This is a genomic window from Paenibacillus pinistramenti, from assembly GCF_005869875.1.
GTDB classification, from domain to species: domain Bacteria; phylum Bacillota; class Bacilli; order Paenibacillales; family Paenibacillaceae; genus Fontibacillus; species Fontibacillus pinistramenti.
In genome coordinates this window covers 13,556-29,103 of the sequence record NZ_VAWG01000014.1, presented here as the reverse complement: position 1 = coordinate 29,103, position 15,548 = coordinate 13,556, and the positions used below count along the sequence as shown (strand labels likewise).

The window sequence follows — 15,548 nt, the reverse complement described above, 5'->3', positions numbered from 1 at the left end:
AGGGGATCGGCAGATTTCCGGAATCCCCTTCTTGTAAATACTGAACCGCTGTGTGCTGTTCCTTTATATGCTGTGCCGCGCCGCTTCTGCTTCACGATGATTGTCTTCCTTTCTCTATAGCCAGGTCGATTTGGGATAACCTTTGCTGCTGCATCGCCTTTTTCAACTAATATTGTCCATCATCTTTCTATGTAAAAAAACCGGGCAGTCATAGGGTAAACAGTAATCATTTTTGCGGCGGATTTCAAGGTATAGTCTTTCGCCCCGTGTCCGCCTTAACCCTTACCCGTATTAACCCCTTATTCGAAAAATTCCTTCTCAAACCACCGTTCCCACTCCTGCGGCATCGGCGGCATCACTTCAACAGGGAAAGACCCGGCCTCCGCTTTCTCCAGCGCCTTCCCCCCAACCGCAAAACGCAGCCTCGGATATGAGGCCTTAAGCCGCCCGACCAGCTCAGCCGCTGCCCCGGTCAGCCGGGGGGTGGTCAGCGACATACAGACCAGATCAATCCCCTGTTCGCCGATCAGCTTGTCCAGCCCCGCCTCGGGGGTATTGGCGCCAAGATAGAGCACCTCCATGCCCTGCTTCCGCAGGAACAAAGAGAACAGCAGCAGCCCGGCCTGATGATGCTCTCCTTCCGGACAGAACGCAAGAGCCTTGGGCAGGGAGCGGTAAACCGGGAAGAGATGAAAGAAATGCGAGAAACGGAGCATAATCATCTGGGTCGCAAAATGCTCCTGGGCAACCGTCGCCCTGCCGGCCTCCCATTCATCTCCAACCCGCACCAGAACAGGGACCAGCACCTGATAAACCATCGCATCATAACCGTACAGAGAGAAGCCGAAATCCATCAGCTCCTTGGCCCGTTCCCCGTGAAAAGAAATCAGCGACTGATAAATCCGGCCGCTCATCGTTTGAAGAGCAGTAGTGCCGGGGCCGACGCCGGTTAACATTTCGGGTGCCATTCCGGTACCGGGGCCGGTTAAGATTCCCGGTTCAGCTGCGACTGCCGTTTCGATCTCGGTTCTCGGTTCAGTTACTGGTCCGTCTGCAATTCCTGTTCCTGTTCCATGTCCACGTCCCGAAAGAGGGCCTTCAGGCACTCCGGCAGCTCTTCCGGCCGCTCCAGCTCTTCCGCCTATTTCCGACTGACGCTGTTTCAGCTGGCATACCGCACTGGAAATGCTCGTCCCCTTCTCCTCCACCTGCTGCTTGAGCCAGCGGAGATCCTCCACGTTCTCCCGCGAATACACCCTGTAGCCCGATTCATTGCGCTGAGGCTGCACTGCCTTATACCGGTTCTCCCAGGCTCTCAGCGTAACCGCAGGAATCTCCAGCATCGCGGCCACCTGTTTGATTGAGTACACTGCAATCACTCCGTCTATCATTTCGTTTACTCACCATTATACAACCTTATACAAGAACTTTACACGCATTGTCAGCATGTGAAGCCTGCTACATAGGCAGCGGCATAAACAAAAGCACCCGCCAGCGGTGCTGATGCATGGCGCTGGCGGGTGCTTTGCCTTCTTTGTAACCGGGTTCATCTGCCTCGAATAAGAGCCTCTTAGAAGCGGGCTACATAAAACTCACGGTTAGCCGGTACGGAGCGGGAGACAAGAGCGTTATTGTTCTCGTCAAAAATCGTCAAGGTATAAGCAACATCTGTCAAGGTCGTGATATTCGGGAACCGGACAACACCGAAATCGTCAAAGTTGGCGGTAATCGAAGTTCCGCCGCCCTGCGGAATCAGACGGGCCGTCCAGCCGGCGGAATCCTTAGGCGTATTCGTTCCGTTCGGGCTCACCGCTAACACAATGAACCGGTCTAGCGTTTGTCTGACTCTGCGCCGCTTTGGAGCGGTTGCTTTGGCTTTTGCCGCTGCTTTGGCCCGGGCAGCCTTTGCCGCTTTCACCCTTGCCATAATTAAGGCTTTCTCTTTGCTGGTCAAAACTCTTTTCTTGTTCGAAGCTCTCATTCTTATCACCACTTTCTTTGGAGATAGAATAGTAGATGCTCCAAACCTGCAGTCGGAACCGATTAAACGCCTCATTTCAACCAAAATGGAGGAACATACTAGATTCATAGACCGGCGCCTCCTCTGAAAAAGCCGCATAGACTGATCAACAGAGGTGATCCGTCAATGACAAACCAAAGAAGGAAGCTGGCTGCCCCGGATCTGAAGAGCCGCCGCGCCGCCGGCATTCCGGTGATCGTCCAGTTTAGCTCCCGATTAACGCCCGGACTGCTGCGCAGATTCAGGAAAGAGCTTGGGCCCAACGCATTCCCCGTGCAGCGCAGACTGGGCCTCATTCATGCCTTGGCTGGCAGGGCGTCCCGCCGCTGTCTCAGGCAGATCGCGAGATGCCGCAGTGTAAAAGGGATTTACCCGGACCGGGTCCGGACCATAAACCTGGATATCGCCACCCCCTCGATAGGGGCTGCGGCTGTCCGGAGAAAGCGGGGACTGGATGGGCGGGGAATCCGGATTGCCCTGCTTGATACCGGCATCTATCCGCATCCGGACCTGACCCGGCCGGTCAACCGGATTGCCGCGTTCAAGGATTTTGTAAACGGCCGGACCCAGCCTTATGACGATAACGGGCATGGGACGCATATTGCAGGGGATGCGGCCGGCAACGGCTGGGCAAGCAGAGGCAAATACCGGGGGCCCGCTCCGGGAGCAGAGCTGGTAGGCGTCAAAGTGCTCGACCAGTTCGGGGAGGGCCGCGATTCCACCATTATCAAAGGGATCGAATGGTGCATCGCGAACCGGAAGCGGCTTGGAATCCGCATCCTGTCCATGTCCTTTGGCGGCCCGGCCGCGGCGGCGGGCTGCAAGGGCGATCCGCTGTGCCAGGCCGCCGAGAAGGCCGTGAGAGCCGGCATCTTCACCGTCGCTGCCGCGGGCAACAGCGGGCCCGCCTCCGGCACGATTGAATCGCCCGGCGTCAGCCCTTCGGCTCTGACGGTCGGCGCCGTGGACGACCGCCGCACGATCCGGCAGGCCGGTGACCGCGTCGCCTGGTATTCGAGCCGCGGTCCGGGTCCGGGCGGCATCCGGAAGCCGGATCTCTGTGCGCCGGGCGAGACGGTGTCTCTGCGGGCCCCGGGCTCCAGGCTGGACCGCGAGCTGGCCTATCTGCGGGTCGGCCGAAGCTACTTCCTGCTGTCCGGGACCAGCATCGCCGCCCCGCTTGCGGCCGGAGCAGCCGCACAGCTGCTGCAGCGCAGCCCGCGGCTGGCTCCCGGGCAGGTCAAGCGGCTGCTGATGCGGCACGCCTTCCGGCTCCCGGACGGAAGGAACAGCGCCGGAAGCGGCGAGGCGGACGTCCGGTTCCTGCTGAGGCAGGTGGGGAAGGCAAAGCCGCAAAGGCATTGCCTTCCCCGCTCCCGCCCGCGCCAGGTTCCGAAGCCGTGGATAAACAGGCCGAAGGTTTAACGCAGCGCTAAAAAAGCTAAAAAACCCTTCGGCCTCCGCCGAAGGGTTTACGTATTTTTCGCAAGCATACTGCCGCTAGAGCAGCGGGGACATGAGCCTGGCCGCTGATTCCATAAAGCGCACGACAATCTTCTTCTTCATAAAGCTGTTCAGTTCAATCAAATGGGTGGACAGCAGGTCACGCTCGAAGTCAGCTACGATCTTGTCGACGCTCTCCGTGCCGACCAGCAGCGCATTCACCTCGAAATTCAGGTGGAAGCTTCGCATGTCCATATTGGCCGTGCCGACGGTCGCCACTTTGCCGTCAGCGATCAGCAGCTTGGAGTGCAGGAATCCTTTCTCATACTCGTAGATCTTCACCCCGGATTCCAGCAGGGACGGGAAATAGGAGTGGGACGCCAGGAACGGCAGCCATTTATCCGGTTTGGCCGGAAATAAGACCCGCACGTCCAGTCCGGCCAGCGCCGCAATTTCAAGCGCCGTCAGGATGTCGTCGTCCGGAATAAAATACGGCGTGGCGATCCAGATCGATTTCTCGGCGGATACGATCATGCTGAAGATAATATTTTTGAGCGAGCGCTTCTCGTTATCCGGTCCGTTGGGAATAATCTGGACTGCCCCGGTGCAGTTCTGCTCCAGCTCAGGCGACAGGTATTCCAGCCCCATGATGGTCTGCCCGGTGACGTATTTCCAATCCTGCAGAAAAATAATCTGCAGCGTGCGCACCGCCTCGCCCTTAACGAGCATATGGGTATCGCGCCAGAAGCCGTACGTCTTGCTGCGGCTCAAATATTCATCGCCTACATTCAGCCCGCCCATGAACGCCGTTTTGCCGTCGATGACAACAATTTTCCGGTGGTTGCGGTAGTTGACCCGGCTGGACAAGGCCAGAAAGCGGACGGCGCCAAAGACGCCGATTTGAACTCCGGCATCGCGCATCTCCTTCAGAAAAGATTTGGACAGGCCGATGCTCCCGACCGCATCATACATAAACCGGACTTCAACGCCCTCTTTGGCTTTCTCGATCAGTGTCTGCTGAATCTCCCGTCCGATATCGTCCGCGCGGTAGATATAGTACTCCATATGAATATGATGCGTAGCCTTCTTAAGCTCCCTCAGCAGCGAGGAGAAGGTCTCCTCCCCGTTCGTAAGCACCCAGGTGCGGCTGGCGAGCGAAACCGGCGTGCGCGCCATCTTCTTCGAAAGCCGGATCAGCTTCTGCTGTTCAAGGGTGAAGCGCGAATCTTCCCCTTTGATCACCAGCCCGTTATGGTCAATCCGCTCGTAAGCCTCCATATCCTCCAGCGCTTTCTTGTCGTACTTTCTTCTGCGGAAATAGTTCTGGCCGATCAAGAAATACAGAATAAGACCCACTACAGGCAGAAGGGCCAGCACCAGAATCCAGGCCAGCGTACTGGAAGGGTTGCGGTTCTCCATAAAGATCGCCAGTCCGATCGTAATCACCGTCAGCGTCTGAAAGATACTGAGCAGCGTGCCGCCAAACTTCCCGAAGTAGTTAAAGCCAAACAAATAAAAGACGATTAAAATAGCCGTTATGAAAAAGATTTGTATTCCTTTTCTCATATCATTCCCCTTGATCTCTGTCTAAATCTGAAAATTCGCTGAAGATTTGTCTTAGTCTATATTACACGAACAAACAAATTCTTCCTATCAAAATTCATCAGCGAGTGACAGGTATTTCTATCCGCTTGACAATGACAGCCGTTCATGAAAGAATTTACCTAACGATCGTTAGGTTAGATTTTGCTAGGGCCTGAACAGGAGGTTAGGGATGAAGAGCGGAAAAATCAAGCTGCTGGACGCCTCAAGAGAATGCTTTGCTGCCCAGGGCTTTGAGGGCGCCTCGCTGCGCCGGATCGCCGAGCTGTGCGGTATCCAGAAGCCTTCGATTTATGCGCATTTCCGCAGCAAGGAGGATCTGTTCCTCAAGGTTCTGGCCCGCTCCGTGCAGCAGGCGCGCCGCAGCATGAAGCGGTATTATGCGGCTCACCGCAGACAGCCTCTGGAGCTGCGGCTGAAGGGACTGCTGGAGATGCTGCTGGAGCAGTACCGCCACAACCAGGATCTGAAGTTCCTGCTGCGGACGTGCTATTTCCCTCCGCAGTCCCTGTACCGCGAGGTGCTTGCGGCTGCTTATCCCTTTCTGGATGAGCTGGAGCTGCGGCTCACCGCTATTTTCCGAGTGGAGATGGAGGAATGTCCGCTGATCGGGCCTCAGCAGGCGGCTGCCGCTTTCATGGCGCTGGCGGACGGCGTGCTCGTAGACACGCTCTACGACTACCCCGAGCGCTCCGTGCGCAGGCTGGAGCTGGCCTGGCCGGTATTTTGGCGGGGAATCAGCGGGAAGGACGGCAGCATGAACAACACGCACCTAGAACAACAAAGGAGTTTAGAAGAATGAACCGGAACTGGTTATATGTCCTGATCGGCGGCCTCGTTGAGGTTGTCTGGGTATCGGGGCTTAAACACGCTTCCAGCTGGTGGGAGTGGCTGGCTACTTTTCTCGGCATTGCGGTCAGCTTCTACCTGATTATTGCCGCTTCCAAGCGGCTGCCGGTCGGAACCGTATATGCCGTATTTACAGGTCTCGGCACCGCGGGGACGGTGCTGGCCGAGATGATTTTTTTCCATGAACCGTTTGCGCTGCTCAAGGTGCTGCTGATCGCCCTGCTGCTGTGCGGGGTTATCGGACTGAAGCTGGTCACCGACCGGCAGGAAAAGGAGGCGCACTGAACAGATGGCCTGGATATCTCTTGTGCTGGCGGGCTGCTGCGAAGTATTGGGCGTGATCGGCATGAACCGGATTGCGCGCAGCCGGAGGAACCTTGTTTCGTATCTGCTGCTTCTCGTCTCCTTCGCAGGCAGCTTCTCGCTGCTGACCTACGCCATGGGCTCCCTGCCGATGGGCACCGCCTACGCCGTCTGGACCGGCATCGGCACCGTGGGAAGCGCCCTTGTCGGCATGTTTCTGTTCGGCGAGTCCAAGACCTGGACGCGGATGCTCTGCATCGCTGTCATTCTGGCCTCGGCTGTAGGATTAAAGCTCATTACATGACAATTGTAATGGGCTATTTTTTATACTATAATCAGCTTGACCTTTTAGTCATTTGAAGAACTCTATAGTCAGAAAACTCTCCAGCCAGAAAGAGGTGCGCATAATCTTTGTCGGATAAATCGGCAGATAAGAAACAATTAATCATACGGACGGCGCTTAGACTCTTCTCGACCAAAGGAGCCCGGACGACTTCGATGCAGGATATAGCCGATTTGTGCGGGATTTCCAAAGGCAGCCTCTACCTTCATTTTAAATCGAAGGAGGAGCTTGAAGCCGCCATTTACAACTACTGCTTCAAGAAGCTCGAAGACCAGATGCAGCTGGCCGAGCATGCGCCGGGACTGACTCCGAGAGAGAAGCTGCAGAAACAGATCGTTGTCCTGCTGAGCCAGGTCGTGGAATTACGCGAGTATCTGAAGATGCAGTTCATGGAGTATTCGGATGCCGGCAAGCTGCCGGACCAGCATGAGCATATGCGCCGGAATAATCTGAAGCTGCTGCTTCTGCTGAAGGGGAAAATGTCGGAAATCTACGGCCCGGCTGTCTCCCCGTATCTGGGCGACCTGCTGCTGCTGATTCACGGCATGCTCAGCTCCTGCATTCAGCTGCTGTTTCTGTTCACTTCTCTGCCCTTTTCACTTGAACGGGTAGCCGGGCACTTAATTGAACTGATTGATCATACTGCGGGCCTCTACATGAACAGAGGCAAAGATCCGCTCATCACCCCCAAGGCGCTTGACTGGTGGATTGAGAAGGAATCCTCGGAGCTGCCGGAGGCCCCGCGCCATCCGCTGCAGGTGATTCAGGAGCTGCGCCAGCTGCCGGCCGGCAAACAAGGTGGAACCCAGACGGCGGATGATACGTATGAAAGCTTATCCATTCTGGGAGAGGAATTCCTCAGGCCGGAGCCAAGGAAAGCCATACTGACCGGCATGTTATCTAATCTCGGCCATCTTGAGGGGGACGAGTCTGCACAGGCAGGCTACCGGGAGCTCAAACAGCTTGTTCAGGCGGCGATCGAGCGCACCGGTTCAGGCTGAGGCTGCTGCCGGGCCGCTGAGGGGCTGCCTCCAGGCCGATGCCTGGGCTGCCCTAGACTTTTTCCAGGCCGCCTTGTCTGCTGCCGGGCCGACCATGAGGCCGTTCGTTCGCCTCCAGGCCGTTATTGAGGGATTTTTTGAGAAGAAAGAGACAAATAAGGAGTGAGGACAACCATTATGAAAGGCATCATTAATTTTTCCCTGAGGAACAAGTTCGCGATCTGGTTCCTGACCATCATTGTGGTCGCCGCAGGCTTGTACAGCGGCCTGACCATGAAGCAGGAGACGATTCCGAACATCAGCATTCCTTATCTGACGGTTACGACCGTAGATCCGGGAGCCGCGCCGGAAGGCGTTCAGAATGACGTTACCGTTCCACTGGAGCAGAAGATCCGCAACCTTGAAGGGGTCAAAAATGTGAACTCAACCTCCATGGAGAATGCTTCTTCCATTACAGTTGAGTATGACTACGGCGCGGATTTGGACAACGCTTCTGCCGCACTCCGCGAGGCCATCACCAGCATCACGCTGCCTGACGGCGTACAGAAGCCGCAGATTTCCCGCTTCAGCCTGAGCTCCCTGCCAGTGATTTCCCTCAGCATTGCCTCCAACGGCTCCAATGATCTGGAGCAGCTGACGCGCCTCGCTGAGAACGACATCCAGCCGGAGCTGGAAGACCTGGACGGCGTTGCATCCGTACAGATCGCAGGCCAGTACACCAAGAACGTCGAGCTTACCTACGACACTGCCAAAATGGCTGAGCTTGGCCTGACAGAGGATACGGTCCAGCAGCTCATCCAGGCTTCGTCCGTCCATGCTCCTCTTGGTTTGTTTGAACTGGACAAATCCCAGAAAGCCGTTGTGGTAGACGGTAACATTACAACCCTCGACGATTTGAAAAAGCTTGAAATCCCGCTCGTGCCTTCAGCATCCTCCGGTGCCCAAAGCGGCGCATCTGCGGGCAGCTCGGCAGCCGGAGCCGCTGGCACAGCCGGCAGCACAGGAGCCGCGGCAGACACTGGCGCTTCTGCAGGCGCTGCATCTGCAGCCGGACTTCCAACGATCACTTTGGATCAGATTGCCAAGATCGAGGTGACCGGCGAAGCCGAGTCCGTTTCCCGTACGAACGGGAAAGAATCGCTCGGCATCCAGATTGTCAAAACCAATGACGCCAACACGGTTGACGTTGTAAATGAAGTCAAAGACACCGTCGATCAGATCAAGAAGGACAATCCGGACCTTGATTTGACGATTTTGCTGGACCAGGGCAAGCCGATTGAGGATTCCGTCAACACGATGCTGTTCAAAGCCTTGTTCGGCGCCTTGTTCGCCGTTCTGATTATCATGATCTTCCTGCGCAACCTGCGCTCGACGATCATCGCGATCATCTCCATTCCGCTGTCGCTGCTGATTGCCATTCTTGCGCTGCGCCAGATGGACATTACGCTGAACATGATGTCGCTCGGCGCCATGACCGTAGCCATCGGCCGGGTCGTGGACGACTCCATCGTTGTCATCGAGAATATTTACCGCCGCATGTCTCTGACCGGCGAACGGCTGAAGGGCCGCAAGCTGATCCTGGAAGCGACCCGCGAGATGTTTATTCCAATCGCCTCCTCGACGATCGTCACCATCGCGGTATTCCTGCCGCTTGCTTTTGTCAGCGGTATGGTCGGCGAGCTGTTTATGCCGTTTGCCCTGACCATGGTGTTCGCCCTGCTGGCGTCCCTGCTTGTGGCGGTTACGCTGGTGCCGGCGCTGGCGCACACTTTGTTCCGCAACGGCCTTAAGAAGACGCATGATCACGAGGAGAAGCCGGGCGCGCTCGCCCGCAGCTACAAACGGATTCTGGGCTGGTCGCTCTCCCATAAGCTGATCACGTTCGTCCTTGCCCTTGTTGTGCTCCTCGGCAGCCTTGTGACTCTGCCGTTCCTCGGCAAGAGCTTCCTTCCTGACCAGGAAGACAAATATGTAATGGTTACCTTCTCACCGGAAGCGGGAGATACGCTGGAAGAAGTCAAAGAACATGCCCTCGCCGCGGAGAAAATCATTCTGGCACAGCCGGATTTGGTCAGCATGCAGTATTCGGTAGGCGGCAGCAACCCGCTCAGCCCGGGACCTTCCAAATCGGCGCTGTTCTATGCCAACTATGAGAGCGACACCAAGAACTTCGATCAGGTGAAAGAGGATCTCGTTGCTAAATTGACCAAAGAGGTCCCTTACGGAACCTGGTCCGAGATGAATACCGGCGCCAGCGGCGGACTCGGCGGCAGCCAATTGACCGTTCAGATCTTTGGCGACAGCATTGATCAGATCAAGCCTTTCGCCGATCAGATCCTTCAGCTTGTTCAGAAGGATACCGCCGATTTCGAGAAAGCCGAATCCAGCCTGTCCCAAGGTTATGACCAGTACACGCTGCTGGCAGATCAGGCGAAGCTCAGTTCGCTTGGCTTGACCGCAGGACAAATGGCTATGGCATTGGCACCTGTCACTACGGAGCCGGTTCTGACCACCGTTGATATTGACGACAAGGAATATGAAGTCCATGTCAAAACCGACAGCAAGACTTACAGCAGCATCAGCGACATTGAAAATCAAACCCTGACCTCGCCGCTCGGCATCCAGGTTCCGATCAAAGAGGTTGCCAAGGTTGAACAAGGAACGTCGCCGGATTCCATCTCCAGTCTGAACGGTAAAACCGTCGTTGAGATTACAGCCAATATTCTGGCCAAAGACGTCAGCGGCGTATCGAAGGACCTGGAAGCACAAATCGACGACCTGAAGAAGCCTGAAGGCGTAACCGTTGAGTTCGGCGGTGTGACCGAGCAGATCAACGACACATTCACCCAGCTCGGCCTTGCCATGGGTGCGGCGATCGCAATCGTCTACTTCGTGCTCGTCGTGACATTCGGCGGAGCGCTCGCTCCGTTCGCTATTCTGTTCTCGCTGCCGTTCACCGTGATCGGTGCGCTGATCGCGCTTCTGATCTCCGGCGATACGCTGAACGTCTCGTCCCTGATGGGCGGACTGATGCTGATCGGTATCGTGGTAACGAACGCCATCGTCCTGATCGACCGCGTCATTCACAAAGAACGCGAAGGACTTTCGACACGCGAAGCCCTGCTTGAAGCCGGTGCAACTCGTCTTCGTCCGATCCTGATGACAGCCATCGCCACCATCGGCGCACTGCTGCCGCTCGTATTCGGCTGGGAGAATAGCGCGGGCGTCATTTCCAAAGGTCTTGGCGTGACCGTCATCGGCGGCCTCGTGAGCTCCACACTGCTCACACTGGTGATCGTACCGGTCGTGTACGAATTCCTTGCCAAGTTCCGCCGCCGGAGCCTGGCTGAGCAGGAAGACTAAGCACCTGCTGGGATTGTATGAAAAATAGAATAGGGAAGCCCTGAAGTGTTGCCGCTTCGGGGCTTCCCTTTCTTTTTACCCAAATGGCCGGAGTCCTTTAATGCAGCTCTGCTTGAGAAGGCAGGCTCTCCGCAAGCCGCAGCGCCTCCTCATAATCCTCCGGATTGTTCATATTGAACAAAGCCTTATTCCAGCCGGTGCCTGTGGTATCAACCAATTCCTCGAGCGACGCCTGCTTGATGTTTAACCGGCTGGTCCAGTCCTGGACACGCCGCTCGCCATTCTCCAGGCAGTCAGCCAGCCGGGCCAGGGCACGGCCCCGGTACACCGCGGCAAGCGGCTGCAGCTCTCCTTCCCAGAACGGAATGATGGCATCCACCTCTTCGCCCGCCTGCTCTGCCGCTGCAATCAGGCCGCCGAACAGCAGGCTGCTCACAAAAGGATGGTCGCAGGAGCATACCAGATTCCATTCCTGCCCAGAATAAGATAAGGCAGCGTGAAGGCCTGCCAGCGGGCCGGCCCCGGTATACTGGTCAGGGACTACGGGCAGACCTGTAAATTCATACAGCTCCTGGTTGTCCGCTGAAATGACCACCTGCTCGCACAGAGGCGACATGGCTTCAATAATAGTGCTGATTACGGCTTTGCCCTGAATCCGGAGAAGCGCTTTAGGGGTTCCCATTCTCCGCGACTGGCCGCCTGCGAGGATAATGCCGAGTCTGCTCATTTTCTCCACCCTTTCGATAGCCATATTCTGTTATATGACATAATAATTGGTTTGTAACAACCGGAAAGCCATGTTACATTTATGCAAACGCCTTCTTTTTGATAAACGGGCGTTTCTGCTTCTCTATACAGAAAGGAAGGGCGCAGACTGGTGCAAAAAGATTCTGGAAGTAGAGCCTCATTTTCCTTGCATCTGCTTAACTTTTTCACCTACGGGATCGCAGCCATATTTACGTCTTATCTCCCGCTCTATCTGATGTTAACCGGGCTGGACAAGCTTGAGATCGGCATCTTTATGTCAGCAGGGCCGCTCGTTTCCATCGCTGCTTACCCGTTTTGGAATTTCTTTCGTGTGCGGCAGCTCGGTACCCGGAATGTTCTTTTGCTGCAGCTGACAGGAATTCTGCTGTGCATTCACCTTATGCTGTGGATCGCCGGCTATCCGTATTTGACCTGGATTACGCTGCTGTTGTTTTTCTTTCTGTCCCCCCTCCTCTATACAAGCAATACATTGTCCATGGAATACGCCGGGGATTCTCCCTCCGAGCTGAAGATAGATATCCTGAAGAGCCGCTATTGGGCTTCTGCCGGATGGGCTGTCCTTCCCTTAACCGCCAGCCTGGGCTTTGGTTATGCCTTTCATGACGGAGTGCTGCATCCGCTCCCCGTTACGATCGTAACCACCCTGATTATCGCTGCCGCGATTGGAATCGGCTTGTCCTTCCCCTCAATAAGGAAACAGGCTCCTGCAGCGCCCATTATGGCCCGTGAGATTATCGGCGTATTAATGAACCAGTATTTCTTTCTGTTTCTGCTGCTCGGTATGCTGATAACGATTCCTCTATCGGTCAACCAGCTCTTTATGCCTTTGTTTATCAGCGATCTGGGCGGAAAAATGATGGACGTCGCTTTGGCGGTCTGCGCCTCGTTTATTTTGGAAGCGGCTGTCCTTCATTGGCTCAGTAAATTAAATATTCGCAAAATGTCCCGGCTTCTCCTCTTTCTGACAGCGGTAAGCCTGCTGTCCGCCATCCGCTGGAATCTGATGGCCGGTGCGACACTGCCTTCTCATGTGATCTACATCAGCCTGCTGAATTCGGCCACCTTGGGAGGATTCTTCTTCGTAGGCACACGGCTTACGTCCCTGTTCCTGCCAAAGCCGTACCGCTCGGCCGGACAAACCTTACTTGTGCTCTGCTGGAGCGGGCTGTCCGCTATGGCTGCCGGACCGCTTGGGGGCTGGCTGTTTCAGAACCTCGGCTCGGTTATCATGTACAAGACCATGGTATCCATGACCCTGTGCGGCACGATCGGCCTGGGCCTGCTGTGGATCTACATTCACCGCAACGGCTACAAGCCGGACAGATATTATTCCTAGAACTTTATCTAGAACTTTATGCTGCTCACAATAAGAAAGCCAAAGGGATCCGTACATTCGCACTGGAACGGATCCCTTTGGCTTCTTTACTGGCACGCCGGGTTATTCTCCTCCGAGGCGGCCGTTATGGTCGTAATAAATATGGCTTGCTGACAGGTTGCCCTTGTCAATCTCCAGTATTCCGAAGGAATACTGCTTCTCCCTGCGCTTATCCGTTGGAGAACCCGGATTAAACATCAGCACCCCTCCGTCGCTCTGGAGATAAGGCTGATGGGAGTGGCCGAACAGGATCACCTGTACGGAGTCCCCTTCGAACGCCTTGCGCGCCTTCTGCGGCGTGGTCAGCCTCGAGGAATAAGGCTCATGCCCGTGGACAAGCCCGATCCGGATTCCCTCGAACGTAAGGATCTTCTTCTCCCCGAAACGTTCAATGATTTCATATCCGTCATTGTTGCCTGCTATTCCGTCCACTGGCGCCAGGGCGGAAAGCTGACGGTACACCTCCAGCGACGTCCAATCCCCCAAATGAAGAATATAATCGACACCGCTCAAAATCTCCGTCAGCCGGGCAGGCAGCTTCACTCTGCCTTCCCGCAGGTGAGTATCTGAAACAACCCCGATCCGCATTCGAACTCCTCCTTTGTCATGGCCGGGCCGGATCCCGCTGCCTTTGGTCTCCGGCGGTTTCTTCCCCCGCTGCCCTGTTATTGTTTTGGAAGCTGAAAGGAGCTCTTCAAGGAAACAATCCGGTTAAAGACAGGGGCGCCCGGTTTGGAAACCTTAGGATCGACATTGAAATAGCCGTGGCGGAAGAACTGGAACTTGTCATGCGGCTTGGCACCTGCCAGATCCGGCTCTACAAACCCGTTCACCATTTGCAGCGAGTCCGGGTTCACTTCATCGAGGAAGGATTTGGCCTCCGCTTTCTCCGTGTCTTCAATCGTGTCGGCTTCCGCTTCCTCATCCGAGGATGAAATGAGCGGCTCATATAAACGGAATTCCGCAGGAACGGCGCTGTTAGCGTCTACCCAGTGAATCGTGCCCTTCACCTTGCGGCCGGTAAACCCGGTGCCGCTCTTGGTCTCCGGATCGTAAGTGCAGTGGATCTCCACCACATTGCCGTCCTCATCCTTGATCACATCGGTGCATTTAATGAAATAGGCGTGCTTCAAGCGGACTTCGTTGCCCGGGAACAGCCGGAAATATTTGCTCGGCGGGTTCTCCATAAAGTCATCGCGTTCAATATAGATCTCGCGGGAGAACGGAATCTGCCGGCTGCCCATTTCCGGATTCTCCGAATTGTTCTCGGCTTCCAGCATTTCCGTCTGCCCTTCCGGATAGTTGGTGATGACAACCTTCAGCGGGTCGAGCACCGCCATGGTGCGGGGAGCTTTCATTTTCAAATCCTCACGGATGAAATGCTCCAGCATCGCCAGATCCACGGTGCCCTGGGCTTTGGAGATTCCGGCTTCAAACACAAAGCTCTTAATCGCTTCAGGCGTATACCCTCTGCGGCGCAGGCCGGAAATCGTCGGCATCCGGGGGTCGTCCCAGCCGTCTACATAGCCTTCGTCCACCAGGAGCTTCAGCTTCCGCTTGCTTGTGATCATAGTCTCAACGTTCAAACGTCCGAATTCATATTGGTGGGGCTGAGCTTCCATTTCCGTCTCGGCGATGACCCAGTCATAGAATGGACGCTGGTCTTCAAACTCGATTGTGCAAAGGGAATGCGTTACCCCTTCAATAGCGTCCTCAAGCGGATGTGCATAGGAGTACATCGGGTAGATGCACCACGCATCTCCTGTGTTGTGGTGGGACGCATGCGAAATCCGGTAAATAACCGGGTCGCGCAGGTTAATATTTGGCGAAGCCATGTCAATCTTGGCGCGCAGCACCTTTTCCCCGTTCTTGAACTCCCCGGCTCTCATCCGTGTAAACAGATCGAGGTTCTCCTCTACCGAGCGGTCCCGGAACGGACTGTTGATTCCCGGCTCAGTCAAGGTTCCGCGTGTCTCCCGGATTTGGTCGGCGCTTTGGTCATCCACATATGCTTTGCCTTTCTTGATCAGCAGCACGGCACGGTTGTACATCTCCTCAAAATAGTCGGAAGCGAAATGCAGCTCTTCCCATTCAAAGCCAAGCCATTTCACGTCTTCCTTGATCGAGTTGACGTATTCGACATCCTCTTTCAGAGGGTTCGTATCGTCAAAGCGCAGGTTCGTCCGTCCGCCAAACTCGTCAGCCAGGGTAAAACTGATCCAAATCGCCTTGGCATGCCCGATATGCAGGTAACCGTTCGGTTCAGGCGGGAACCGGGTGATAACCTTGCTCACTTTGCCGTTCTTCAAATCTTCTGTAATGATATTCTTAATAAAGTTAGGGGGCGTTGTACCGTGTGTCACGCGAATCAACCTTTCTATCCGAATAAGATCCGTTTCGTTTATATAAATATACCGATATCCAGCCAATAGTTCAATGCCGGGGCCAGCGCGGGCGCCTTCCGGACAAGCCGGGACAAGC

Annotated in this window: 13 protein-coding genes; 7 read left to right on the top strand and 6 right to left on the bottom strand. The window is 55.5% G+C overall.

The features are described from left to right. Positions 1–299 precede the first annotated feature (299 nt). Both FCN15_RS19520 and FCN15_RS14870 read right to left on the bottom strand, forming a co-directional pair. On the bottom strand, positions 300–1,370 hold the full coding sequence (locus FCN15_RS19520) for a MerR family transcriptional regulator (RefSeq protein ID WP_238996704.1): 1,071 nt from the start codon (positions 1,368–1,370) through the stop codon (positions 300–302). 200 nt (positions 1,371–1,570) lie between these two features. Then, a complete protein-coding gene (locus FCN15_RS14870) occupies positions 1,571–2,089 on the bottom strand; it encodes a hypothetical protein (RefSeq protein ID WP_138495782.1) in 519 nt (172 codons plus the stop codon). 57 nt (positions 2,090–2,146) lie between these two features. Between FCN15_RS14870 and FCN15_RS14865 the strand changes: the two genes are divergently transcribed. Beyond that, complete coding sequence (locus FCN15_RS14865) at positions 2,147–3,445, top strand: S8 family peptidase (RefSeq protein WP_138495781.1); 1,299 nt, start codon at positions 2,147–2,149, stop codon at positions 3,443–3,445. A gap of 75 nt (positions 3,446–3,520) precedes the next feature. Here FCN15_RS14865 and cls read toward each other — a convergent pair whose 3' ends face one another. Then, entirely contained in the window at positions 3,521–5,029 is a 1,509-nt protein-coding gene (gene cls, locus FCN15_RS14860; RefSeq protein ID WP_138495780.1) for a cardiolipin synthase, read from the bottom strand. A 208-nt stretch (positions 5,030–5,237) separates the two neighbouring features. Between cls and FCN15_RS14855 the strand changes: the two genes are divergently transcribed. The 5 genes from FCN15_RS14855 (at position 5,238) to FCN15_RS14835 (ending at position 10,924) form a co-directional block, all read left to right on the top strand. Beyond that, a complete protein-coding gene (locus FCN15_RS14855; RefSeq protein ID WP_138495779.1) occupies positions 5,238–5,867 on the top strand; it encodes a TetR/AcrR family transcriptional regulator in 630 nt (209 codons plus the stop codon). Beyond that, on the top strand, positions 5,864–6,199 hold the full coding sequence (locus FCN15_RS14850) for a DMT family transporter (protein ID WP_138495778.1): 336 nt from the start codon (positions 5,864–5,866) through the stop codon (positions 6,197–6,199). Before FCN15_RS14855 ends, FCN15_RS14850 begins: the two co-directional genes overlap by 4 nt. Before the next feature lie 4 nt (positions 6,200–6,203). Continuing rightward, entirely contained in the window at positions 6,204–6,521 is a 318-nt protein-coding gene (locus FCN15_RS14845; RefSeq protein ID WP_138495777.1) for a DMT family transporter, read from the top strand. Between the two features lie 107 nt (positions 6,522–6,628). Continuing rightward, positions 6,629–7,561 (top strand): TetR/AcrR family transcriptional regulator, encoded by a 933-nt coding sequence (locus tag FCN15_RS14840; RefSeq protein ID WP_138495776.1) that lies wholly within the window; start codon positions 6,629–6,631, stop codon positions 7,559–7,561. Between the two features lie 177 nt (positions 7,562–7,738). After that, a complete protein-coding gene (locus FCN15_RS14835; RefSeq protein ID WP_138495775.1) occupies positions 7,739–10,924 on the top strand; it encodes an efflux RND transporter permease subunit in 3,186 nt (1,061 codons plus the stop codon). Positions 10,925–11,021: 97 nt separating this feature from the next. Here the strand turns inward: FCN15_RS14835 and mobA are convergent, their stop codons facing one another. Next, positions 11,022–11,675: a molybdenum cofactor guanylyltransferase gene (gene mobA, locus FCN15_RS14830; protein WP_138495774.1), complete on the bottom strand. Its 654-nt coding sequence runs from the start codon at positions 11,673–11,675 to the stop codon at positions 11,022–11,024. A 162-nt stretch (positions 11,676–11,837) separates the two neighbouring features. On the opposite strand from mobA, the gene FCN15_RS14825 reads away from it, so the two are divergent. Next, on the top strand, positions 11,838–13,028 hold the full coding sequence (locus FCN15_RS14825; RefSeq protein WP_162515373.1) for an MFS transporter: 1,191 nt from the start codon (positions 11,838–11,840) through the stop codon (positions 13,026–13,028). 102 nt (positions 13,029–13,130) lie between these two features. Here the strand turns inward: FCN15_RS14825 and FCN15_RS14820 are convergent, their stop codons facing one another. Continuing rightward, positions 13,131–13,655, bottom strand: coding sequence for a metallophosphoesterase family protein (locus tag FCN15_RS14820; protein ID WP_138495772.1), 525 nt, complete (start codon positions 13,653–13,655; stop codon positions 13,131–13,133). Between the two features lie 77 nt (positions 13,656–13,732). Then, complete coding sequence (locus tag FCN15_RS14815) at positions 13,733–15,430, bottom strand: glutamine--tRNA ligase/YqeY domain fusion protein (RefSeq protein WP_238996703.1); 1,698 nt, start codon at positions 15,428–15,430, stop codon at positions 13,733–13,735. Positions 15,431–15,548: the final 118 nt, after the last annotated feature.